Origin of the sequence: Stenotrophomonas sp. PI_27 (assembly GCF_027854495.1) — a bacterium.
Taxonomy (GTDB): domain Bacteria; phylum Pseudomonadota; class Gammaproteobacteria; order Xanthomonadales; family Xanthomonadaceae; genus Stenotrophomonas; species Stenotrophomonas pavanii.
Window position 1 is genome coordinate 1 of record NZ_JAJNOF010000004.1, and the last position, 17,374, is coordinate 17,374.

At 67.8% G+C, this 17,374-nt stretch carries 17 protein-coding genes; 9 read left to right on the forward strand and 8 right to left on the reverse strand.

What is annotated here, in order from left to right; genetic code table 11:
* Positions 1–91: 91 nt before the first annotated feature.
* Both LRM18_RS06065 and LRM18_RS06070 read right to left on the reverse strand, forming a co-directional pair.
* Entirely contained in the window at positions 92–661 is a 570-nt protein-coding gene (locus tag LRM18_RS06065; RefSeq protein WP_049468770.1) for a response regulator transcription factor, read from the reverse strand.
* A complete protein-coding gene (locus LRM18_RS06070; protein ID WP_074726107.1) occupies positions 658–1,884 on the reverse strand; it encodes an ATP-binding protein in 1,227 nt (408 codons plus the stop codon). Before LRM18_RS06070 ends, LRM18_RS06065 begins: the two co-directional genes overlap by 4 nt.
* 114 nt (positions 1,885–1,998) lie before the next feature.
* Here LRM18_RS06070 and ispG point away from each other — a divergent pair, with 114 nt between their 5' ends.
* The 3 genes from ispG (at position 1,999) to LRM18_RS06085 (ending at position 4,843) form a co-directional block, all read left to right on the forward strand.
* Complete coding sequence (gene ispG, locus LRM18_RS06075) at positions 1,999–3,264, forward strand: flavodoxin-dependent (E)-4-hydroxy-3-methylbut-2-enyl-diphosphate synthase (RefSeq protein WP_049468766.1); 1,266 nt, start codon at positions 1,999–2,001, stop codon at positions 3,262–3,264.
* Positions 3,245–3,994 carry a phosphatase PAP2 family protein gene (locus LRM18_RS06080; protein WP_049468765.1) on the forward strand — a complete coding sequence of 250 codons (750 nt, stop codon included), beginning with the start codon at positions 3,245–3,247 and terminating at the stop codon, positions 3,992–3,994. The genes ispG and LRM18_RS06080 overlap by 20 nt, the downstream gene beginning before the upstream one ends.
* Positions 3,995–4,195: 201 nt before the next feature.
* Positions 4,196–4,843 (forward strand): response regulator, encoded by a 648-nt coding sequence (locus LRM18_RS06085; protein ID WP_053506275.1) that lies wholly within the window; start codon positions 4,196–4,198, stop codon positions 4,841–4,843.
* A 295-nt stretch (positions 4,844–5,138) separates the two neighbouring features.
* Here LRM18_RS06085 and eda read toward each other — a convergent pair whose 3' ends face one another.
* From eda to zwf, 5 genes are all read right to left on the reverse strand, one after another.
* A complete protein-coding gene (eda, locus tag LRM18_RS06090) occupies positions 5,139–5,798 on the reverse strand; it encodes a bifunctional 4-hydroxy-2-oxoglutarate aldolase/2-dehydro-3-deoxy-phosphogluconate aldolase (protein ID WP_049468761.1) in 660 nt (219 codons plus the stop codon).
* A 231-nt stretch (positions 5,799–6,029) separates the two neighbouring features.
* Positions 6,030–7,946, reverse strand: a complete 1,917-nt coding sequence (gene edd, locus LRM18_RS06095) for a phosphogluconate dehydratase (protein ID WP_053463391.1) — start codon at positions 7,944–7,946, stop codon at positions 6,030–6,032.
* 58 nt (positions 7,947–8,004) lie between these two features.
* A complete protein-coding gene (gene pgl / locus LRM18_RS06100) occupies positions 8,005–8,727 on the reverse strand; it encodes a 6-phosphogluconolactonase (RefSeq protein WP_049468757.1) in 723 nt (240 codons plus the stop codon).
* Positions 8,724–9,731, reverse strand: coding sequence for a glucokinase (gene glk / locus LRM18_RS06105; RefSeq protein ID WP_049468755.1), 1,008 nt, complete (start codon positions 9,729–9,731; stop codon positions 8,724–8,726). Before glk ends, pgl begins: the two co-directional genes overlap by 4 nt.
* Positions 9,728–11,164 carry a glucose-6-phosphate dehydrogenase gene (zwf, locus tag LRM18_RS06110; RefSeq protein WP_206632491.1) on the reverse strand — a complete coding sequence of 479 codons (1,437 nt, stop codon included), beginning with the start codon at positions 11,162–11,164 and terminating at the stop codon, positions 9,728–9,730. The genes glk and zwf overlap by 4 nt, the downstream gene beginning before the upstream one ends.
* Positions 11,165–11,516: 352 nt before the next feature.
* Between zwf and ugpC the strand changes: the two genes are divergently transcribed.
* On the forward strand, positions 11,517–12,599 hold the full coding sequence (gene ugpC, locus LRM18_RS06115; protein ID WP_049468752.1) for a sn-glycerol-3-phosphate ABC transporter ATP-binding protein UgpC: 1,083 nt from the start codon (positions 11,517–11,519) through the stop codon (positions 12,597–12,599).
* Positions 12,600–12,702: 103 nt separating this feature from the next.
* Here the strand turns inward: ugpC and LRM18_RS06120 are convergent, their stop codons facing one another.
* Positions 12,703–13,575, reverse strand: coding sequence for a folate-binding protein (locus LRM18_RS06120; RefSeq protein ID WP_270952469.1), 873 nt, complete (start codon positions 13,573–13,575; stop codon positions 12,703–12,705).
* Positions 13,576–13,614: 39 nt separating this feature from the next.
* On the opposite strand from LRM18_RS06120, the gene LRM18_RS06125 reads away from it, so the two are divergent.
* From LRM18_RS06125 to LRM18_RS06145, 5 genes are all read left to right on the forward strand, one after another.
* On the forward strand, positions 13,615–13,785 hold the full coding sequence (locus LRM18_RS06125; RefSeq protein WP_005409075.1) for a DUF1674 domain-containing protein: 171 nt from the start codon (positions 13,615–13,617) through the stop codon (positions 13,783–13,785).
* Between the two features lie 56 nt (positions 13,786–13,841).
* Entirely contained in the window at positions 13,842–14,234 is a 393-nt protein-coding gene (gene sdhC / locus LRM18_RS06130) for a succinate dehydrogenase, cytochrome b556 subunit (RefSeq protein WP_005416132.1), read from the forward strand.
* Positions 14,231–14,617, forward strand: coding sequence for a succinate dehydrogenase, hydrophobic membrane anchor protein (gene sdhD, locus LRM18_RS06135; RefSeq protein ID WP_005409077.1), 387 nt, complete (start codon positions 14,231–14,233; stop codon positions 14,615–14,617). The genes sdhC and sdhD overlap by 4 nt, the downstream gene beginning before the upstream one ends.
* Before the next feature lie 31 nt (positions 14,618–14,648).
* Positions 14,649–16,439, forward strand: coding sequence for a succinate dehydrogenase flavoprotein subunit (gene sdhA, locus LRM18_RS06140; RefSeq protein WP_053463388.1), 1,791 nt, complete (start codon positions 14,649–14,651; stop codon positions 16,437–16,439).
* A gap of 66 nt (positions 16,440–16,505) precedes the next feature.
* Positions 16,506–17,291, forward strand: coding sequence for a succinate dehydrogenase iron-sulfur subunit (locus LRM18_RS06145; protein WP_005409079.1), 786 nt, complete (start codon positions 16,506–16,508; stop codon positions 17,289–17,291).
* The last annotated feature ends 83 nt before the right edge of the window (positions 17,292–17,374 follow it).

The following is a 17,374-nucleotide window of genomic DNA, read 5'->3' on the forward strand; positions in this document are numbered from 1 at the left end:
GTGATGCTCTGGTAATGCCGGCCGCTGGCCGGCATCCAGGTGATGCTTCAATCGTTCATGAGGCTGCCGGCCAGCGGCCGGCACTACCGCCTCACCTGCTCGGGTCGCGTTCCGGACTGGGCCGCTTGGCCAGCTTGCGCTGCAGCGAACGCCGGTGCATGCCGAGCAGGCGCGCGGCGGCCGAGACATTGCCGCCGGTTTCGTGCATCGCCTGCTGGATGTGTTCCCACTGCAGGCGGCTGATCGGCGTCATCGCGTCCGGCACTTCCATTTCGCCATCGTCGGCCGGGCCGTCATCCTCTTCGCCCAGCGCGCGCAGGATCATCGGCACCGTGGCCGGTTTCGGCAGGTAATCATCCGCACCCAGCTTGATCGCCTCCACCGCGGTGGCGATGCTGGCGTAACCGGTCACCAGCAGGATGCGCATGTCGGCTCGCAGGGCGCGCAGCGGCTGGATCAGCGCCAGGCCCGAGTCGCTGCCCAGTTTCAGGTCGATCAGCGCGAACGCCGGCGGATGCTGGCGCGCGAGCGCCAGCGCGCTGGCCGCATCCTGTGCGGTCTGCGTTTCAAGCCCCTTGCGGGCCAGGCTGCGTTGCAGGGTGCGCAGGTACAGCTCGTCGTCGTCGACCAGCAGGCCCTGGGGGGAGGGATGAAGGCTCATGGGGTGTCCTCGCGTGGGGCCAGCGGCAGGCGGAAGCCGACGCGGCTGCCGGCCCCCTGGGCCGGGCGCATCCACATCTCGCCGTCGAGGCGTTCGATGGTGGCATGGGACAGGGCCAGGCCGACGCCCATGCCCTCACTCTTGCTGCTGCCGAACAGCCGGCCCGGCAGCACGGCGGCACGGGCGTCGAAGCCATGGCCGTAATCGCGTACTTCGCCGATCAGGTCGTCGCCTTCGATGCGCAGGTCCAGGTCCACGCGCGGCCGGCCGGCCTGTTCGCCGGCATCGGCGGCATTGTTGAGCAGGACCATCAGCAGGTGGCCCACGCCCGGGTCGAGTGGCAGCCGCAGCGGCGCATCGTCGTTGCGATGCAGGTCGATGGTGGGCCGCACCAGGCGCCATTGCTCCAGCACCTGCTGGGCGCTGGAGTGGCTGCGACCCGGTGCATCGGTCGACGCCGGCGCAGCCAGTGCCAGCACGCGCTCGCGGCACTGCACCAGCAGCTCGCGCAGGGTTTCCATGTCCTCGCGCACTTCCGGCTCTTCGCTGCGCTCGGCGACGTCATCGGCGAGCAGGGTCATGGTCGCCAGTGGCGTGTTCAGTTCATGTGCCACCGAGGCGGCATGGGTGGCCAGGGCGACGATGCCCTCGTTGCGCGCGAAGCGCTCGCGCAGCGCCGACAGTTCCAGTTCGCGCTGGCGCAGCGCCAGCGCCAGCCGGGTGGAGAAGGTCAGCACCACCGCAGCGGAGATCAGGAAGTTGGCGACCACGCCCCAGCGGTTGAGGTCCTGCGCGCGGAAATAGCCGTCCGGCAGCGGCTGGCCGAAGATGCCGCTGGCGGCGTAACCGAGCAGGCAGGCCAGGGCGACCGCCAGTGCCCAGCGCAGGGGCAGGGCGAACGCCGCCAGCGCGATCAGGATCAGGAACAGCGAACTGAACGGGTTGGCCATGCCGCCACTCCAGCCCACCATCCAGGTCAGGATGATCACGTCCACCAGGATGTGGCCGAATGCGGTCAGCGGCGCGGTGTCGGCCGCTTCCGGGCGCAGCTGGGTGTAGATGTTGAACAGGGCAAGCACGGCCACACCGGCCCACAACGGCTGCTGCGGCAACGGCAGGCCCAGCACCCAGGTGGCGACCAGGATGGTGGCGGCCTGGCCACCTACGGCAAGCCAGCGCAGGCTGCACAGGGTGCGGAGAAACGGGGCGTCGGGACCGGTCATGCGTGCCCATCGTATGCGTTCAGGCGTGCACGTGCCTGCGACAATCGGCCGCAGCCGTGCCGCCGGCTGAATGCGAGTCACCCGGAATGCAGGGCCGGGCGCTAGAATGCCCGCATGCACGACGCCGTCACCCGCCCGACTCCCCCTTCCGATGCCACCGCCTGGCCCCGTCGCCAGACCCATGCCGTCCAGATCGGCGGGGTCACTGTAGGCGGAGGCAAGCCGGTGGTGGTGCAGTCGATGACCAACACCGATACCTCCGACGTGGCCTCCAGCGTGAAGCAGGTGGCCGAGTTGTGGCGTGCCGGCTCGGAGATGGTGCGGTTGACCGTCAATACCGTGGAAGCGGCTGCGGCGATCCCGCGCATCGTCGACAAGCTGGCGATGATGGGCATCGATGTGCCGTTGATCGGTGACTTCCATTACAACGGCCACCAGCTGCTGACCGCCGAACCGGCGTGTGCCGAGGCGCTGGCCAAGTACCGCATCAACCCGGGCAACGTCGGCTTCGGCAAGAAGAAGGACCTGCAGTTCGCCCAGTTGATCGAGTTCGCGATCCGCTACAACAAGCCGGTACGCATCGGCGCCAACTGGGGGTCGCTGGACCAGGCCCTGGCAGCGAAGCTGATGGACGAGAACAACCTGCGCGCGCAGCCCTGGGATGCCGGTCGCGTGCTGCGCGAGGCGCTGATCCGTTCGGCGCTGGATTCGGCCGAGCAGGCGGTGGAGCTGGGCCTGCCGCGCGACCGCATCGTGCTGTCGGCCAAGGTCAGCGGCGTGCAGGAACTGATCGCGGTGTACCGCGACCTGGCCCAGCGCTCCGACTTCGCCCTGCACCTGGGCCTGACCGAAGCCGGTATCGGCAGCAAGGGCATCGTCGCCTCGTCGGCGGCGCTGGGCGTGCTGCTGCAGGAAGGCATCGGCGACACCATCCGCATCTCGCTGACCCCGGAGCCGGGCCAGTCGCGCACGCAGGAGGTGATCGTCGCCCAGGAACTGCTGCAGACCACGGGCCAGCGCGCCTTCACGCCGTTGGTCACCGCCTGCCCCGGTTGCGGCCGCACCACCTCCGAGTTCTTCCAGGAACTGGCCAAGGTGGTGCAGAACCACGTGCGCGAGAAGATGCCGCTGTGGAAGGTCCATCATCCGGGGGCGGAGAACATGACCCTGGCGGTGATGGGCTGCATCGTCAACGGGCCGGGCGAGTCGCGCCATGCCAACATCGGCATCTCGCTGCCGGGCACGGGTGAAACGCCGGCGGCGCCGGTGTTCGTCGATGGCGAGAAGAAGGTGACCCTGCGCGGCGACAACATCGCCCAGGAGTTCGTCGCCCTGATCGACGATTACGTCGAACGCACGTATGTCCGAAGCGCCGGATAAGCCTGCGATCCTCGCCGCGCCGGAGTCCGCCTCCGGCTTCCGCCACTGGATGGCGCGCAATGCGTGGCGCCTGGTGCTGCTGTTCGGTGGCGTGCTGCTGCCGCTGGCCGGCTTCGTCGCCCTGGCCGACGAAGTCCACGAGTTTGAATCGTTCCATTTCGATGCGCCGCTGCTGTGGCAGATGCATGGCCTGCATTCGCCGCTGCTGGACCGCTTTTTCGTGCTCATTTCCAGGCTGGGCTACGAATGGTTCCTGATTCCGGCCGACGTGCTGATCATCGGCGTGCTGCTGGCCTGCCGGCGGTGGCGGGAGGCCACGTTCGTGGCGGTCAGCTTCGTGGGTTCGGCGCTGCTGAACATGGGCAGCAAGCAGTTCTTCCAGCGCGAACGGCCCAGCCTGTGGGAATCGATCGCGCCCGAATCGACGTTCAGCTTCCCCAGCGGCCATGCGATGGGCTCGATGACCCTGGCTGCGACCCTGGTGCTGCTGGCCTGGAACACCCGCTGGCGCTGGCCGGTGCTGCTGCTGGCGCCCGCGTTCAGCCTGCTGGTCAGCGTCTCCCGGGTCTATCTGGGGGTCCATTACCCCTCGGACATCCTGGCCGGATGGTGTGCGGCGCTGGTTTGGGTGGTAGGGTGCTATCTGGTCATGTTCAGTCGCCGGCATCCTTGGCGACGTCACGATTCGCCGCCAGCGACGGCCAGCGAAGCATCACCACAGGGGGATTGACGTGGATGACCCCTCCGGGGCGTCTACGTAATAGATCAGTTGTTTCGTTACTGCAGGTTCTGCAAGACAGGGGACAAGCACAACGCGCGGTACTGTGATGCGCAAGGCAGAATGCCCGGTTCGCTTCCCGAACGCGCTTGCAGGGGTATCGGCGCCCTGCCTAGCTTGACCTGCAATGGCCGCATTCGAAGAGGTACGTGGATGACGATTCGAGTCTACCTGGTGGATGACCACGCGCTGGTCCGGACCGGGATGAAGATGATCCTGTCGGGGGAGACCGACATCGAGGTGGTGGGCGAAGCCGAGACCGGCGAAGACGCGCTGCGTGACGTCCGCCAGCTGCTGCCTGACGTGGTGCTGTGCGACCTGCACCTGCCCGGCGTGAGTGGCATGGAGGTGACCGAGCGTATCGTCCGCAGCCATCGCAACACCCGCGTGGTGATCGTGTCGGTGCTGGAAGACGGTCCGCTGCCGAAGCGTCTGCTGGAAGCGGGCGCTGCGGGCTACATCGGCAAGGGCTGCGATGCACAGGAGCTGCTGCGCGCGGTGCGCGATGTGGCCATGGGCCGGCGCTACCTGGGCACCAGCATCGCGCAGAACCTGGCCCTGTCGACCGTGGAGGGCAACGGTTCGCCGTTCGACAACCTGTCGCCGCGCGAACTGGAGGTTGCATTGCTGCTGACCCAGGGCTTGCGCCAGGAAGACATCGCGCGGCGCCTGAGCCTGAGTGCGAAGACGGTGAACACGCACAAGGCGCGACTGTTCGAGAAGATGGGGATCCACGACAACATCGCACTGGCGCGCATGGCCAGCCAGTACGGCCTGGTGGATCCGGCACGGCCGTTGTAAGGGTTTCGGCCAACGGCTGAGCCCCTCGCGGTGGTGGTGTGGTTGGATTTGTGGGGTTGGCCCTGCGGAGGGACCGCGCAGGGGACGCCGTGAATCCATCCCTGGAGGCTCGGGCGCGCCATCCATGGCGCTTACGCCCCTGCGCAATCCCTCCGCAGGGCCACGGACAGGTTCCGTGCGCCGCCACCGCGGAACGAAGAAGGAAGAGCAGGAGCGGGTCGCGCGCTGCGCGCGCTCGCAGCCTGGGGTCGGATCCCTTTCCCGGCGGGAAAGGGCTCTGACCCCGATCTTCATGTCAGTGGCCGCGTACGCGCTTGATGATCTTCGCGGCGTCGGCAGCGCTGGCGCGCACCTTGTCCCACTGGCCGTCGGCGATCCAGTTGCCCGGCACCATCCACGAACCCCCGATGCAGACGACGTTCTTCTGCTCGAGGTACTCGGCGGCGGTGTTCTCGGTGATGCCGCCGGTCGGGCACAGCTTGAGGTCCGCCACCGGGCCGGCCAGTCCCTTGATCATCGCCAGCCCGCCCACGGCGGTGGCCGGGAACAGCTTGCACACGCGGAAGCCGCGCGCATACAGCGACAGCAGTTCGGTCGGCGTGGCCGCACCCGGCACCACCGGCAGCGGTGCAGCCGCCAGCGCATCGGCCAAGGCCGGCGGCGTACCCGGGGTCACCAGGAAGTCTGCACCTGCATCGATCGACTGCTGCATCTGCTCCACGGTCAGCACCGTACCGGCACCCACCACCACGTCCGGCAGCTCGCGCTTGAGCATCGCCAGCGCGTCCATCGCCACCGGCGTACGCAGCGTCAACTCGATCGCCGGCAGGCCACCTTCCAGCAACGCCGCACTGACCGCACGCGCCTGGTCTAGCGTATGAACCGTCACCACCGGCAGGATGCCCGCCGCATGCAACAGCTCCGCCGCCTTCACCTGATGTTGTTCGATACCCATAGCTCTGCTTCTGCCTTTGCTTCCGAATTTGATTTTCAGTGATCACTTCGCGGCGCGAGGGCGCCATGAAACCGTCCGGAGGCGGCGGCTAGCCCCCGCCAGGACCGTTCGCGCCATGGATGGCGCGACCGAGCCCCCATGGATGGGTTCACGGCGTGTCCTGGTGGGGGCTGGCCGCCGCCTCAACCAGGACACTTGCCGCCCACGCACGCCCGCAACGCTCTCCAACCCTCACGCGTCCTTTGCCTCATGCGGCGCCGCCGCCGCTGCGGCATCGTGCCCCAGCTCGTACTCCGCGTCGTATTCCCACGGCCCGCCATCGGCCGCCGCCGGACCGCACGAAATCGAAATCGCGCCCTGGTCGGCCGGCCCCACCACGCGCCGGTTGACCGCGAACAGATTGCGGCCCAGGTCATGTGCCGCCGGCGCAGTGTTCGGTGCCAGTGGCCGTGCCGCCCACTCCGCCGCATCCACCAGCACCTCCAGGGTGCCGGCTTCGCCATCGAGGCGGATCATGTCGCCCTCGCGGACCTTGGCCAGCGGACCGCCGCGCGCGGCTTCCGGCGTCACGTGGATGGCCGCCGGGATCTTGCCCGAGGCGCCAGACAGGCGGCCGTCGGTGACCAGCGCCACGCGCCGGCCCTGGTTCTGCAGCAGCCCCAGCAGCGGCGCCAGCGAATGCAGCTCCGGCATGCCGTTGGCGCGCGGCCCCTGGTAGCGCACCACCGCCACGAAGTCCTGCGGCAGCAGGCCACCGGCATGCAGCTTGTTCAGCACCTGCGGCGCATCGACCACCACCGCCGGTGCCTCGATCGTGCGGTACTGCGGCTTCACCGCCGACAGCTTGATCAGCGACTTGCCCAGGTTGCCGCGCAGCAACCGCAGGCCACCCTGGTGCTCGAACGGGTTGTCGACGCCGCGCACCACCTCGTCATCGGCGCTGCGTTCCAGGCCCGGCAGATAGACCAGCTGGCCGTCGCGCAGTTGCGGCTCGCGCGCATAGTCGGCCATGCCGCCACGCGCGACGCTGACCAGGTCACCGTGCATCAGGCCCGCCTTGATCAGCTCGCCGAACACGAACGCCGGGCCGCCGGCGGCCGCGAAGCGGTTCACGTCGGCCTCGCCGTTCGGATAGACGCGGGCCAGCAGCGGGATCAGCTGCGACAGTTCGTCGAAGTCATCCCAGGTCAGTACGATGCCGGCCGCTCGCGCCACCGCGATCCAGTGGATGGTGTGGTTGGTCGAACCACCGGTGGCCATCAGCGCGATGACCGCATTGATGATCGCGCGCTCGTCGATGATCCGGCCCAGCGGGCGGAAGTCGTCGCCCAGCGCGGTGATCTCCAGCGCGCGCTCGGTGGCTTCGCGGGTCAGCGCATCGCGCAGCGGCGTGCCCGGATTGACGAACGACGCCCCTGGCAGCTGCACGCCCATCGCCTCCAGCAGCACCTGATTGGAGTTGGCCGTGCCATAGAAGGTGCAGGTGCCGGCGCCGTGGTACGACGCGGATTCCGCTTCCAGCAGCTCTTCGCGGGTGGCTTCACCTGCGGCGTAGCGCTCGCGTACCTCGGCCTTCTGCTTGTTGGGGATGCCCGGGGTCATCGGGCCGGCCGGTACGAACACCGCCGGCAGGTGGCCGAAGGCCAGCGCACCGATCAGCAGGCCCGGCACGATCTTGTCGCAGACACCGAGGTAGACGGTGCTGTCGAACATGTCGTGGCTGAGCCCGATCGCGGTGGCCTGCGCGATCACATCGCGCGAGAACAGCGACAGTTCCATGCCGCCGCGGCCCTGGGTAACGCCGTCGCACATCGCCGGCACGCCGCCGGCCACCTGCGCGGTGGCGCCCAGCTCGCGGGCGATCTCACGGATCTGTTCGGGATAGGTCTCGAACGGCTGGTGCGCCGACAGCATGTCGTTGTAGGCGGTGATGATGCCGAGGTTCGGTGTCACCCCGCCGCGCAGGCGGCTCTTGTCGGTGCCGCCACAGGCGGCGAACCCGTGGGCGAGGTTGCCGCAGCTCAGGCGGCTGCGGAACGGGCCGTCACGCAGCGAGGCGTCGATCGCGGCCAGGTAGGCGGCGCGCGAGGCGGCGCTGCGGCGGATGACGCGCTCAGTGATGGCTTGCAGTTGCGGATGGAGGCTCATTGGCTACCGGCGTTCGAGGTGGCGAGAGGCAAGCGGCGGCAGGGCACCGCCGCCGACGTCAATCAGCCCAGTGGACGCGCAGGCGCGCGCCGTCCAGGTTGATCGCATTGAGGATCGGGTACTGCTGGGCGTCGTTGCTGTCCAGCGCCTGGCGCAGCACCTGCAGCTTCTGCTTTCCCCGCAGCAGCAGCAGGCGCTGGCGGCACTGGCGCAGGCCATGCGGGGTCAGGGTGATGCGCAGTGGCCACTGGTTCGCCCCGGGGCAGCCGGTGGCGTCCAGCGCGGCATAGGGCAGGGTGCTTTCCAGTGCGCGGGCCAGGTCCTTCGAGCCCGGGAACAGCGAGGCGGTGTGGCCGTCGTTGCCCATGCCCAGTGCCACCAGGCTCGGCGGCTGGCTGTGCTGGGCCTGCAGGTTGGCGGTGTATACGCATTCGGGCAGCGGCTTGCCGATCCGCACCAGCGGATCGAAGTGGGCGCCCTCGGCACGCTTGAGCAGGTTTTCGCGCACCAGCCAGGCGTTGCTGTCGCGATCCTGTGGCGACAGCCAGCGTTCGTCGGCCAGGCTCACTTCCACCCGGTCCCAGTGCACGTCCAGCTCGGCCAGCGCCTGGTAGACCGGCGCCGGCGTGGTGCCGCCGGACAGCAGGATGCGGGCGCGCCCCACCTCGTTGATGTCGTGGTTGAGCGTCTGCGCCATCTCGGCGGCCACCGCCTCGATCCAGCCATCGGCATCGCCGTGCGGGATGAACTCGATGCGGTCGTCGTGGAGGGTAGGGGTCATGCGGCAACTCCTGGTGCGTCACGTTCGGCGTCGGCGGCATAGGCAGCGGCGCCCAGCAACCCGGCATGCGGATGCATCACGGCCAGCGAAGGAACCCGCGCCATGATCGAAGAGAACCGACCCTTGTGCTCGAAGCGCTGGCGGAATCCCGAGTGCTGCAGCGAATCGAGCATCTTCGGGGTCAGGCCGCCGGTCAGGAACACGCCATCCCACGCACCCTGGGTCAACACCAGGTCGCCGGCGATGGCACCGAACACGGCACAGAACACATCCACGGTGCGCATGGCCTGGGGATCACCGTGCAGGGCGCGGGCCGTCACGTCCACCGGCTGCAGCTGGCCGGGGTCGATGCCGGCCATCTCGCACACCGCGCGATGGATGTTGACCAGGCCGGGGCCACAGATCAGGCGCTCGTTGGAGACGCGGCCGAACTGCTCGGACAGGATCTCCAGGATGCGGATCTCTTCCGGGGTTCCCGGCGGGAAGCTGACATGGCCGCCTTCGGTTTCCAGCGGATAGCAACGGCCGTGGCGCATGATCAGGCCGCCGACGCCGAGCCCGGTACCGGGACCGATCACCGCGTAGTTGCGTGGCTGGCCGGGCTTGCCCGGTACCCAGGCAGCCCCGCCGACCTGGACCACGTCGTCGGGCTGAAGCAGCGAAATCGCCATCGCCTGCGCGGCGAAATCGTTGATCAGGTGCAGCTCGTCGAAACCGAGCATCGCGGCGGTACGGCTGCGCGAGATCACCCACGGATGGTTGGTGATGCGCGCTTCGTCGCCATCGACGCGCCCGGCCACGGCGAACACCCCGCGGCTTGCGCTGGCGCCGATCTGTTCCAGGTGGTGGCGCGCCGCGTCACCGAGCGATGGGAACTCCGCCACCGCGTATTCGCGGATGCTGTCCTTCCGCAGCGGCGCGTCCTGCGAGGTGTCGGCCAGGGCGAAGCGGGCGTTGGTGCCGCCGATGTCGGCAACCAGCACCGGCTGCGAGGTGGCACTCATGCCGACGCTCCGCTGTCCGGCGCGTCCACGTCCTGCGGCAGGAACTCGCCCGCATTGCTCGGGCCCCACTGGCCGGCGGGATAGGGTTCCAGCGGCAGCTTGGCCTCCTTCCAGGCGTCGGCGACGCTGTCGATCCACGCCCACGCGGCACGCACTTCGTCGTCGCGCACGAACAGCGTGTGGTTGCCGTTGAAGGCGTCCAGGAACAGGCGTTCGTAGGCGATGCGGCGGTGCAGGCCGGTCGGCACCGACAGTTCCAGTTCCAGCGGATGCAGTTCCAGCGCGCCCCATTCCGGGCCGGCCAGGCTGCTCATCAGGCCCAGTTCGATGTTCTCCTGCGGCTGCAGCTGGAACACCAGGCGGTTCGGTGCGGCCTGCGCGCGCTGCGGGCGCTCGAACAGCCAGTGGGTGACCGGCTTCAGCGTGACCACCACGCGGGTGGTGCGCTCGGGCAGGCGCTTGCCGGTGACCAGGTGGAACGGCACGCCGCTCCAGCGCCAGTTGTCGATGTGCGCGGTGACGCCGGCGAAGGTTTCCACGTCGCTGCCTTCCGGCGGCTGGTAGGCCTGCGCCGGCTGGCCGTTGATGGTGCCGGCGGTGTAGCGGCCGCGGATGCTGTCACGCGCGGCGTGCCTGGCATCGAGCGGGCGCAGGGCGCGCAGCACCTTGACCTTCTCGTCGCGGATGCGGTCGGCTTCCAGCGAGGCGGGCGGTTCCATCGCGACCATGCACAGCAGCTGCAGGATGTGGCTCTGCACCATGTCGCGCAGCGCGCCGGAGCGCGCGTAATACGCGTCACGGCCGTCCACGCCCTCGCTCTCGGCCACCAGGATGTGCACCGATTCGATGTAGTTGCGGTTCCATACCGCTTCCAGCAGCGTGTTGCCGAAGCGCAGCGCGATCAGGTTCTGCACCGCGGCCTTGCCCAGGTAGTGATCGAGGCGGAACACGCGGTCCTCGTCGATCCACTGGCCGATGGTGCTGATGATCTCCTCGGCGCTCTCGCTGTCGCTCCCGATCGGCTTCTCCAGCATCAGCCGTGCCGGCGCGGCGAGCGCGCCGCCCTTGGCCAGGCCTTCGCAGGTGGAGATGTACAGGCCCGGCGGAATGGCCAGGTAGCTGACGCACTTGCGGTGCACCAGGTCGGCGACTGCGGCGGCGACCGAGTCGACGTCGCGCAGGTCCACCGAGCGGTAGTCGATGCGGCGCAGCAGGGCGCCGATGTCGTCCTGCGTGGCCATCGGCATGGCCTGCTGCAGGCGCGGCCGCAGGATGTCATGGAAGGCTTCGGTGTCATGCCCGGACAGGGCCAGCGCACGGATGCGGAAGTCCTCCGGCAGCAGGCCGTCGCCAAGCAGGCGAAGCAGCGAAGGGAACAGGTAGCGCTGGGCCAGATCACCTGTGGCACCGAACAGGAAGAGGGTGTCGTGCATCGCTCGAGTTTCAGATCCGGGTGACATCGTTGTCAATCGCTTCATGGCTGGGTTCGGGGGACATCCGCGCAACTGCCTGTCCGAGGTTCGTCGGGCGCGTTCTCCGGTGCACTGGAAGACCGTTCCATTCGAAACCACCACCTCGGCGGAACCTTCGTTCAACCGCCGACGCAGATCGGTGCGCACCGATCATCGGATAGTGCCACGTGAAAACGTTTACATGGCAGAATGGGCAACTGTATTCGATTGCAGTGCTCGCCGTCATGCGGCAAGCGCGCAATCATCACTGCCATCGGGAGGGCCGAGGCAGTCCCAAAAGACAGCCCGGCTTCGGGCGGACCGGATAGGTGATATGGCAAAAGTGCAGTTGCAGGGTGTGCGCAAGGTCTATGACAACGGCCAGGTCGCGGTGAAGGACGCCACCTTCGAGGTCGCCGATGGCGAACTGATGGTGCTGGTCGGTCCGTCCGGCTGTGGCAAGTCGACGCTGCTGCGGATGGTGGCCGGCCTGGAAGAGATCAGCGGTGGCACGCTGACCATCGGCGATCGCGTGGTCAACGACGTGGCGCCGAAGGATCGCGACATCGCCATGGTGTTCCAGAGCTACGCGCTGTACCCGCACATGACCGTGGCCGAGAACCTGGCCTTCGGCCTGAAGCTGCGCGGACATGACAAGGCGACCATCGACAGGCGCATTGCCGAGGCGGCGCAGACGCTGGGCCTGACCGAGATGATGGACAAGCTGCCCAAGGCGATGTCCGGTGGCCAGCGCCAGCGCGTGGCGCTGGGTCGTGCGCTGGTGCGCGAGCCGGCGGTGTTCCTGCTCGACGAGCCGCTGTCCAACCTCGATGCCAAGCTGCGCCACAGCGTGCGCACCGAAATCGCGCAGCTGCACCGCAAGCTGGGCACCACCATGATCTACGTGACCCACGACCAGGTCGAGGCGATGACCCTGGGCCAGCGCATCGTGGTGCTGAAGGACGGCATCATCCAGCAGATCGATACGCCGATGGCGCTGTACGACCGCCCGGCCAACCTGTTCGTGGCCGGTTTCCTTGGCAGCCCGGCGATGAACGTGCTGCGCGGCACGCTGCAGGGCGATGCCGGCGGCGTGACCGTGGTCGACGGCGAATGGCGCGCGCCGCTGGGACAGGCCACGATCGATCCAGCCTGGCTGCAGAAGCCGATCGCGGTGGGCGTGCGACCGGAGCACCTGCAGCCTGCTGCTGCCGATGACGCGCACGCGTTCATCGCGCGCATTGAAGGTATCGAACCGGTCGGCAACGAGATCTTCGTCAACATGAGCAGTGGCCAGCACGCGCTGACCATGCGCGTGGCGCCGCAGTCGCTGCCGGGCGTGGGCGAAGACATCCGGGTGGCCATCCACCCGCAGGGCCTGCACTTCTTCAACGCGGAAACCGGCGAGCGCCTGTAAGGGGTAGTGCCGGCCGCTGGCCGCCAACCTCAACCCCGCATGGTTGCCGGCCAGCGGCCGGCACTACCATTCCTGCACTCACCCGTGCAGGTCCCCGACTGCTTCAGCGGGCCAGGCCATCCAGCAACGGCACGCGCTGCGCAAGGGCATCACCCACCTGCAGCTCGGCGTCGCCAGCCTCCAGTGGCAGCACCGCCAGGGCCAGTTCGCCGGCTACGCTGGCGATCGTGCCGAGGGCCGCGCCGTCCTGCTGCACGCCATCGCCCGCCTGTGCCGGGGCAGCGGTATGCAGCAGCTGCACTGCACGCTTGGCCTTGCCGAGGAAATGGGTGCGGGCGACGATTTCCTGCCCCGGGTAGCAGCCCTTCTTCACGCTGTAGCCGTTCAGCCGGTCCAGCCCGAGCTGCTGCGGGGTCCACACTTCGCGCTGGCTGTGTTCCAGCCGCGGCAGGCCGTAGCGCAGGTCGGCCTGGCGCCAGGCCAGGGCAAAGGCGGCCTCGTCGGCGTCGCCGCCGGTCGAGAAGGCATCAGCGGCGGCAATGCGCAGCGTGCGCGGCAGGGCGTCGCTGCCCAGGTCCAGTTCCCAGCCATCACCGGCGTGCGCGATCGCAGCGCCGCTGGCGGCCTCGGGCGCGGTGAACGCACCGGCCACTGCCAGGTCGCCGCGCGGCAGCACCTTCAGCTTGCGCCGGAACACGAAGCGCTGCAGTTGCGACGCAATCGCATCGGCATCGCCGTCGGCCAGCACCAGCATCACGTGATCGTCGGCCAGCCGGAGCAGCTGGAACACCGCCAGGGTGCGGCCCTTGGCACTCAGCCAGGCGCTCCACTGCCAGTGCAGCAGGGGCAGCGCGGTGACATCGCTGCTGAACTGGGCGTGGGCGAAGACGGCCGCATCCGGGCCCTGCAGGCTCAGCAGCTGGTGGCCGGGCAGGCGCGGATATCCGACGAAAGCAGGGGGCAGGTTGTCAGGCACGTGAACGAGGTCTAAAATTTGTGCGTTGCGAGACCGAACATGATAGGCCAAACAACCCCCACTCCCGACGACGAATCTGAAGCCCCGCTGGTCCCTGCGGCACCCGTGCCCGTGGAACAGGAAAAGGCGGAGGAATTCGGCGGCCGCGGCGGACTTGATCCGGTGCGGTATGGCGATTGGGAGAAAAACGGACGCTGCATCGATTTCTGATCAGCATTGAGCCAACGCGGCCGCGTGCCGCCCAGCCGAGACAACGAGCCCAGCGAATGGCGACCAGACAACGCCCACTTTCCCCGCACCTTCAGGTGTATCGCTGGCAGATTCAGATGGCCACCTCGATCCTGCATCGAGCCACTGGCATCTTTCTGTCTGTTGGTGCCCTCATCATCGCTGCCGGCCTGCTGGCCCTGATGATGGGGCCCGAGTCCTGGAACTGCTTCACCGGCCATGCCGGGGCCTGGTATGGCCGCGTGTTCCTGTTCGCGTGGACATGGTCGTTCGCCTATCACCTGTGCAATGGCATCCGCCACGTCGTGCAGGACTTCGCCATTGGTTTCAGCATCCCCGCCTTCATCCGCAGCAGCTGGCTGTCGGTCATCGGCAGCCTGGTGATCACCCTGCTGGTGTGGGCCTATGTGATGTTCGGAGGTGCCGCGTGAGCAAGTTCCGTACCCCGTTGAAGAACGTGCGCGGCCTGGGCTCGGCCAAGACCGGCACCGAGCACTTCGTGCACCAGCGCCTGACCGCCGCCGCACTGGTGGTGCTGGGCATCTGGTTCCTGGTCTTCGTGCTGGGCCTGCTCGGCTCTGACTACGCGACCGCCGCCGCCGCCGTGGCCAAGCCGTGGAACGCGGTGCCGCTGATCGGCCTGCTGATCGCCATGTTCTGGCACGCGCAGCTCGGCATGCAGGTCGTGCTGGAAGACTACATCCACGAATCGCTGCTGGCCCTGGTGCTGCAGACCGCGGTGAAGTTCGTCGCCGTGCTCGGCATGATCGTCAGTGTGTTTGCGGTGGGCCGCATCGCCCTCGGCGTTGCCTGAGCCCAGGCACCTACACAGGAATCCAGATTAGATGTCCGCTTACAAGATCACCGAACACAAGTACGACATGGTCGTGGTCGGCGCCGGCGGTGCCGGCCTGCGCGCCACGTTCGGCCTGGCCGCCAAGGGCCTGCAGACCGTGTGCCTGACCAAGGTCTTCCCGACCCGTTCGCACACCGTTGCAGCCCAGGGCGGTATTTCGGCCGCACTCGGCAACATGGGCGAGGACGACTGGCGCTACCACTTCTTCGACACCATCAAGGGGTCGGACTGGCTGGGCGACCAGGATGCCATCGAGTACATGTGCCGTGAGGCCATCCCGGCCATCATCGAACTCGAACACTACGGCGTGCCGTTCTCGCGCACTGCCGAAGGCAAGATCTACCAGCGCCCGTTCGGTGGCATGACCACCAAGTACGGCGAAGGCCCGGCGGCGCAGCGTACCTGCGCGGCGGCCGACCGTACCGGCCACGCGATGCTGCACACGCTGTACCAGCAGTCGCTGAAGCACGACGCGCGCTTCATGATCGAGTACTTCGCGCTCGACCTGATCTTCGACGAGGAAGGCGCCTGCCGCGGCGTGCTGGCCCTGGACATGTCCGACGGCACCCTGCACCTGTTCCGCGCCCAGGGCGTGGTGCTGGCCACCGGTGGTTACGGCCGTGCGTACTTCAGCGCCACCTCGGCGCACACCTGCACCGGCGACGGTGGCGGCCTGGCCATGCGTGCCGGCATCGCCATGCAGGACATGGAGTTCGTGCAGTTCCACCCGACCGGCATCTACGGCGCCGGCTGCCTGATCACCGAGGGTGTCCGCGGTGAAGGCGGCATCCTGCGCAACAGCAGCGGCGAGCGCTTCATGGAGCGCTACGCACCGCATTACAAGGACCTGGCGTCGCGCGACGTGGTCAGCCGTTCGATGACCATCGAGATCCGCGAAGGCCGCGGCGTCGGCGAGCACAAGGACCACATCCTGCTCGACCTGACCCACCTGGGCCCGGGCGTGATCGACGAGAAGCTGCCGGGCATTGCCGAAAGCGCCCGCATCTTCGCCGGCGTCGACGTGCACAAGCAGCCGATCCCGGTGATCCCGACCGTGCACTACAACATGGGCGGCATCCCGACCAACTACCACGGTGAAGTGGTGCAGAAGGTCGGTGACAACGACAACGCGGTCGTGCCGGGCCTGTACGCCATCGGCGAAGCGGCCTGCGTGTCCGTGCACGGTGCCAACCGCCTGGGCTCGAACTCGCTGCTGGACCTGGTGGTGTTCGGGCGTGCGGTGGCCAACCGCTGCGCCGAGACCATCAAGCCGGGCGCATCGCACAAGCCGCTGCCGGCCGATGCCTGCGACAAGGCGCTGGGCCTGCTGGACAAGCTGCGCCACGCCAACGGCGATACCCCGACCTCGGTCATCCGCGATCGCATGCAGCGCACCATGCAGGCCGACGCGGCGGTCTTCCGCACCAGCCAGACGCTGAAGGAAGGCTGCGAGAAGATGGACAAGATCTTCGACTCGTTCCAGGACGTGAAGGTCTCCGACCGTTCGCTGGTGTGGAATTCGGACCTGATCGAGACCTACGAGCTGAACAACCTGCTGCTCAACGCGGTGGCGACGATCAACTCGGCCGAACAGCGCAAGGAAAGCCGTGGTGCGCATGCGCACGAGGACTATCCGGACCGCGACGACGTCAACTGGCAGAAGCACACCCTGGTCAGCGTCGACGAGAAGGGCAAGTGCAGCTTCGACTACCGTCCGGTGCACATGTACACGTTGACCGACGACGTGTCCGTGGTGCCGCCGAAGCCGCGCGTGTACTGATCCGACCCCGCCTACCATGCAATCCGCGCCCACGGGCGCGGGCCGCCTGAGCCAACGAGAGCAGCCATGGCCGAGTTTTCACTCCCCAAGAATTCCAAGATCACGAAGGGCAAGCACTTCCCCGTCAAGAACGGCGGCAAGAACGTGCGCACCTTCAAGATCTACCGCTGGAGTCCGGACGACGACAGCAACCCGCGCACCGATACCTATGAAGTCGATCTGGATGCCTGTGGCCCGATGGTCCTGGACGCCCTGATCAAGATCAAGAACGAGATCGACCCGACCCTGACCTTCCGCCGCTCGTGCCGCGAGGGTATCTGTGGTTCGTGCGCGATGAACATCGACGGCACCAACACCCTGGCCTGCACCCGAGCCATCTCGGACTGTGGCAAGAAGGAAGTGCCGATCTACCCGCTGCCGCACATGAACGTGGTCAAGGACCTGGTTCCGGACCTGACCCATTTCTACGCGCAGTACGCGTCGATCAAGCCGTGGATCCGTACCCAGACCCCGGCACCGCCGGACCGCGAGCGCCTGCAGTCGCCGGAAGACCGCAAGAAGCTGGACGGCCTGTACGAGTGCATCCTGTGCGCCTGCTGCTCGACCAGCTGCCCGAGCTACTGGTGGAACGGCGAGCGTTACCTGGGCCCGGCGATCCTGCTGCAGGCCTACCGCTGGATCATCGACTCGCGTGATGAGGACACCGGTGCGCGCCTGGACGATCTGGAAGACCCGTTCAAGCTGTACCGCTGCCACACCATCATGAACTGCGCCCGGACCTGCCCGAAGGGCCTGAACCCGGCGCTGGCGATCGCCGAGATCAAGAAGCTGATGATGGAACGCCGCGCCTGATCAGGCCCGGCGGTATCTGGTAGAGCCACGCGACGCGTGGCTGTGCCACCCCAGTAGAGCCACGCCATGCGTGGCTTTGCTGT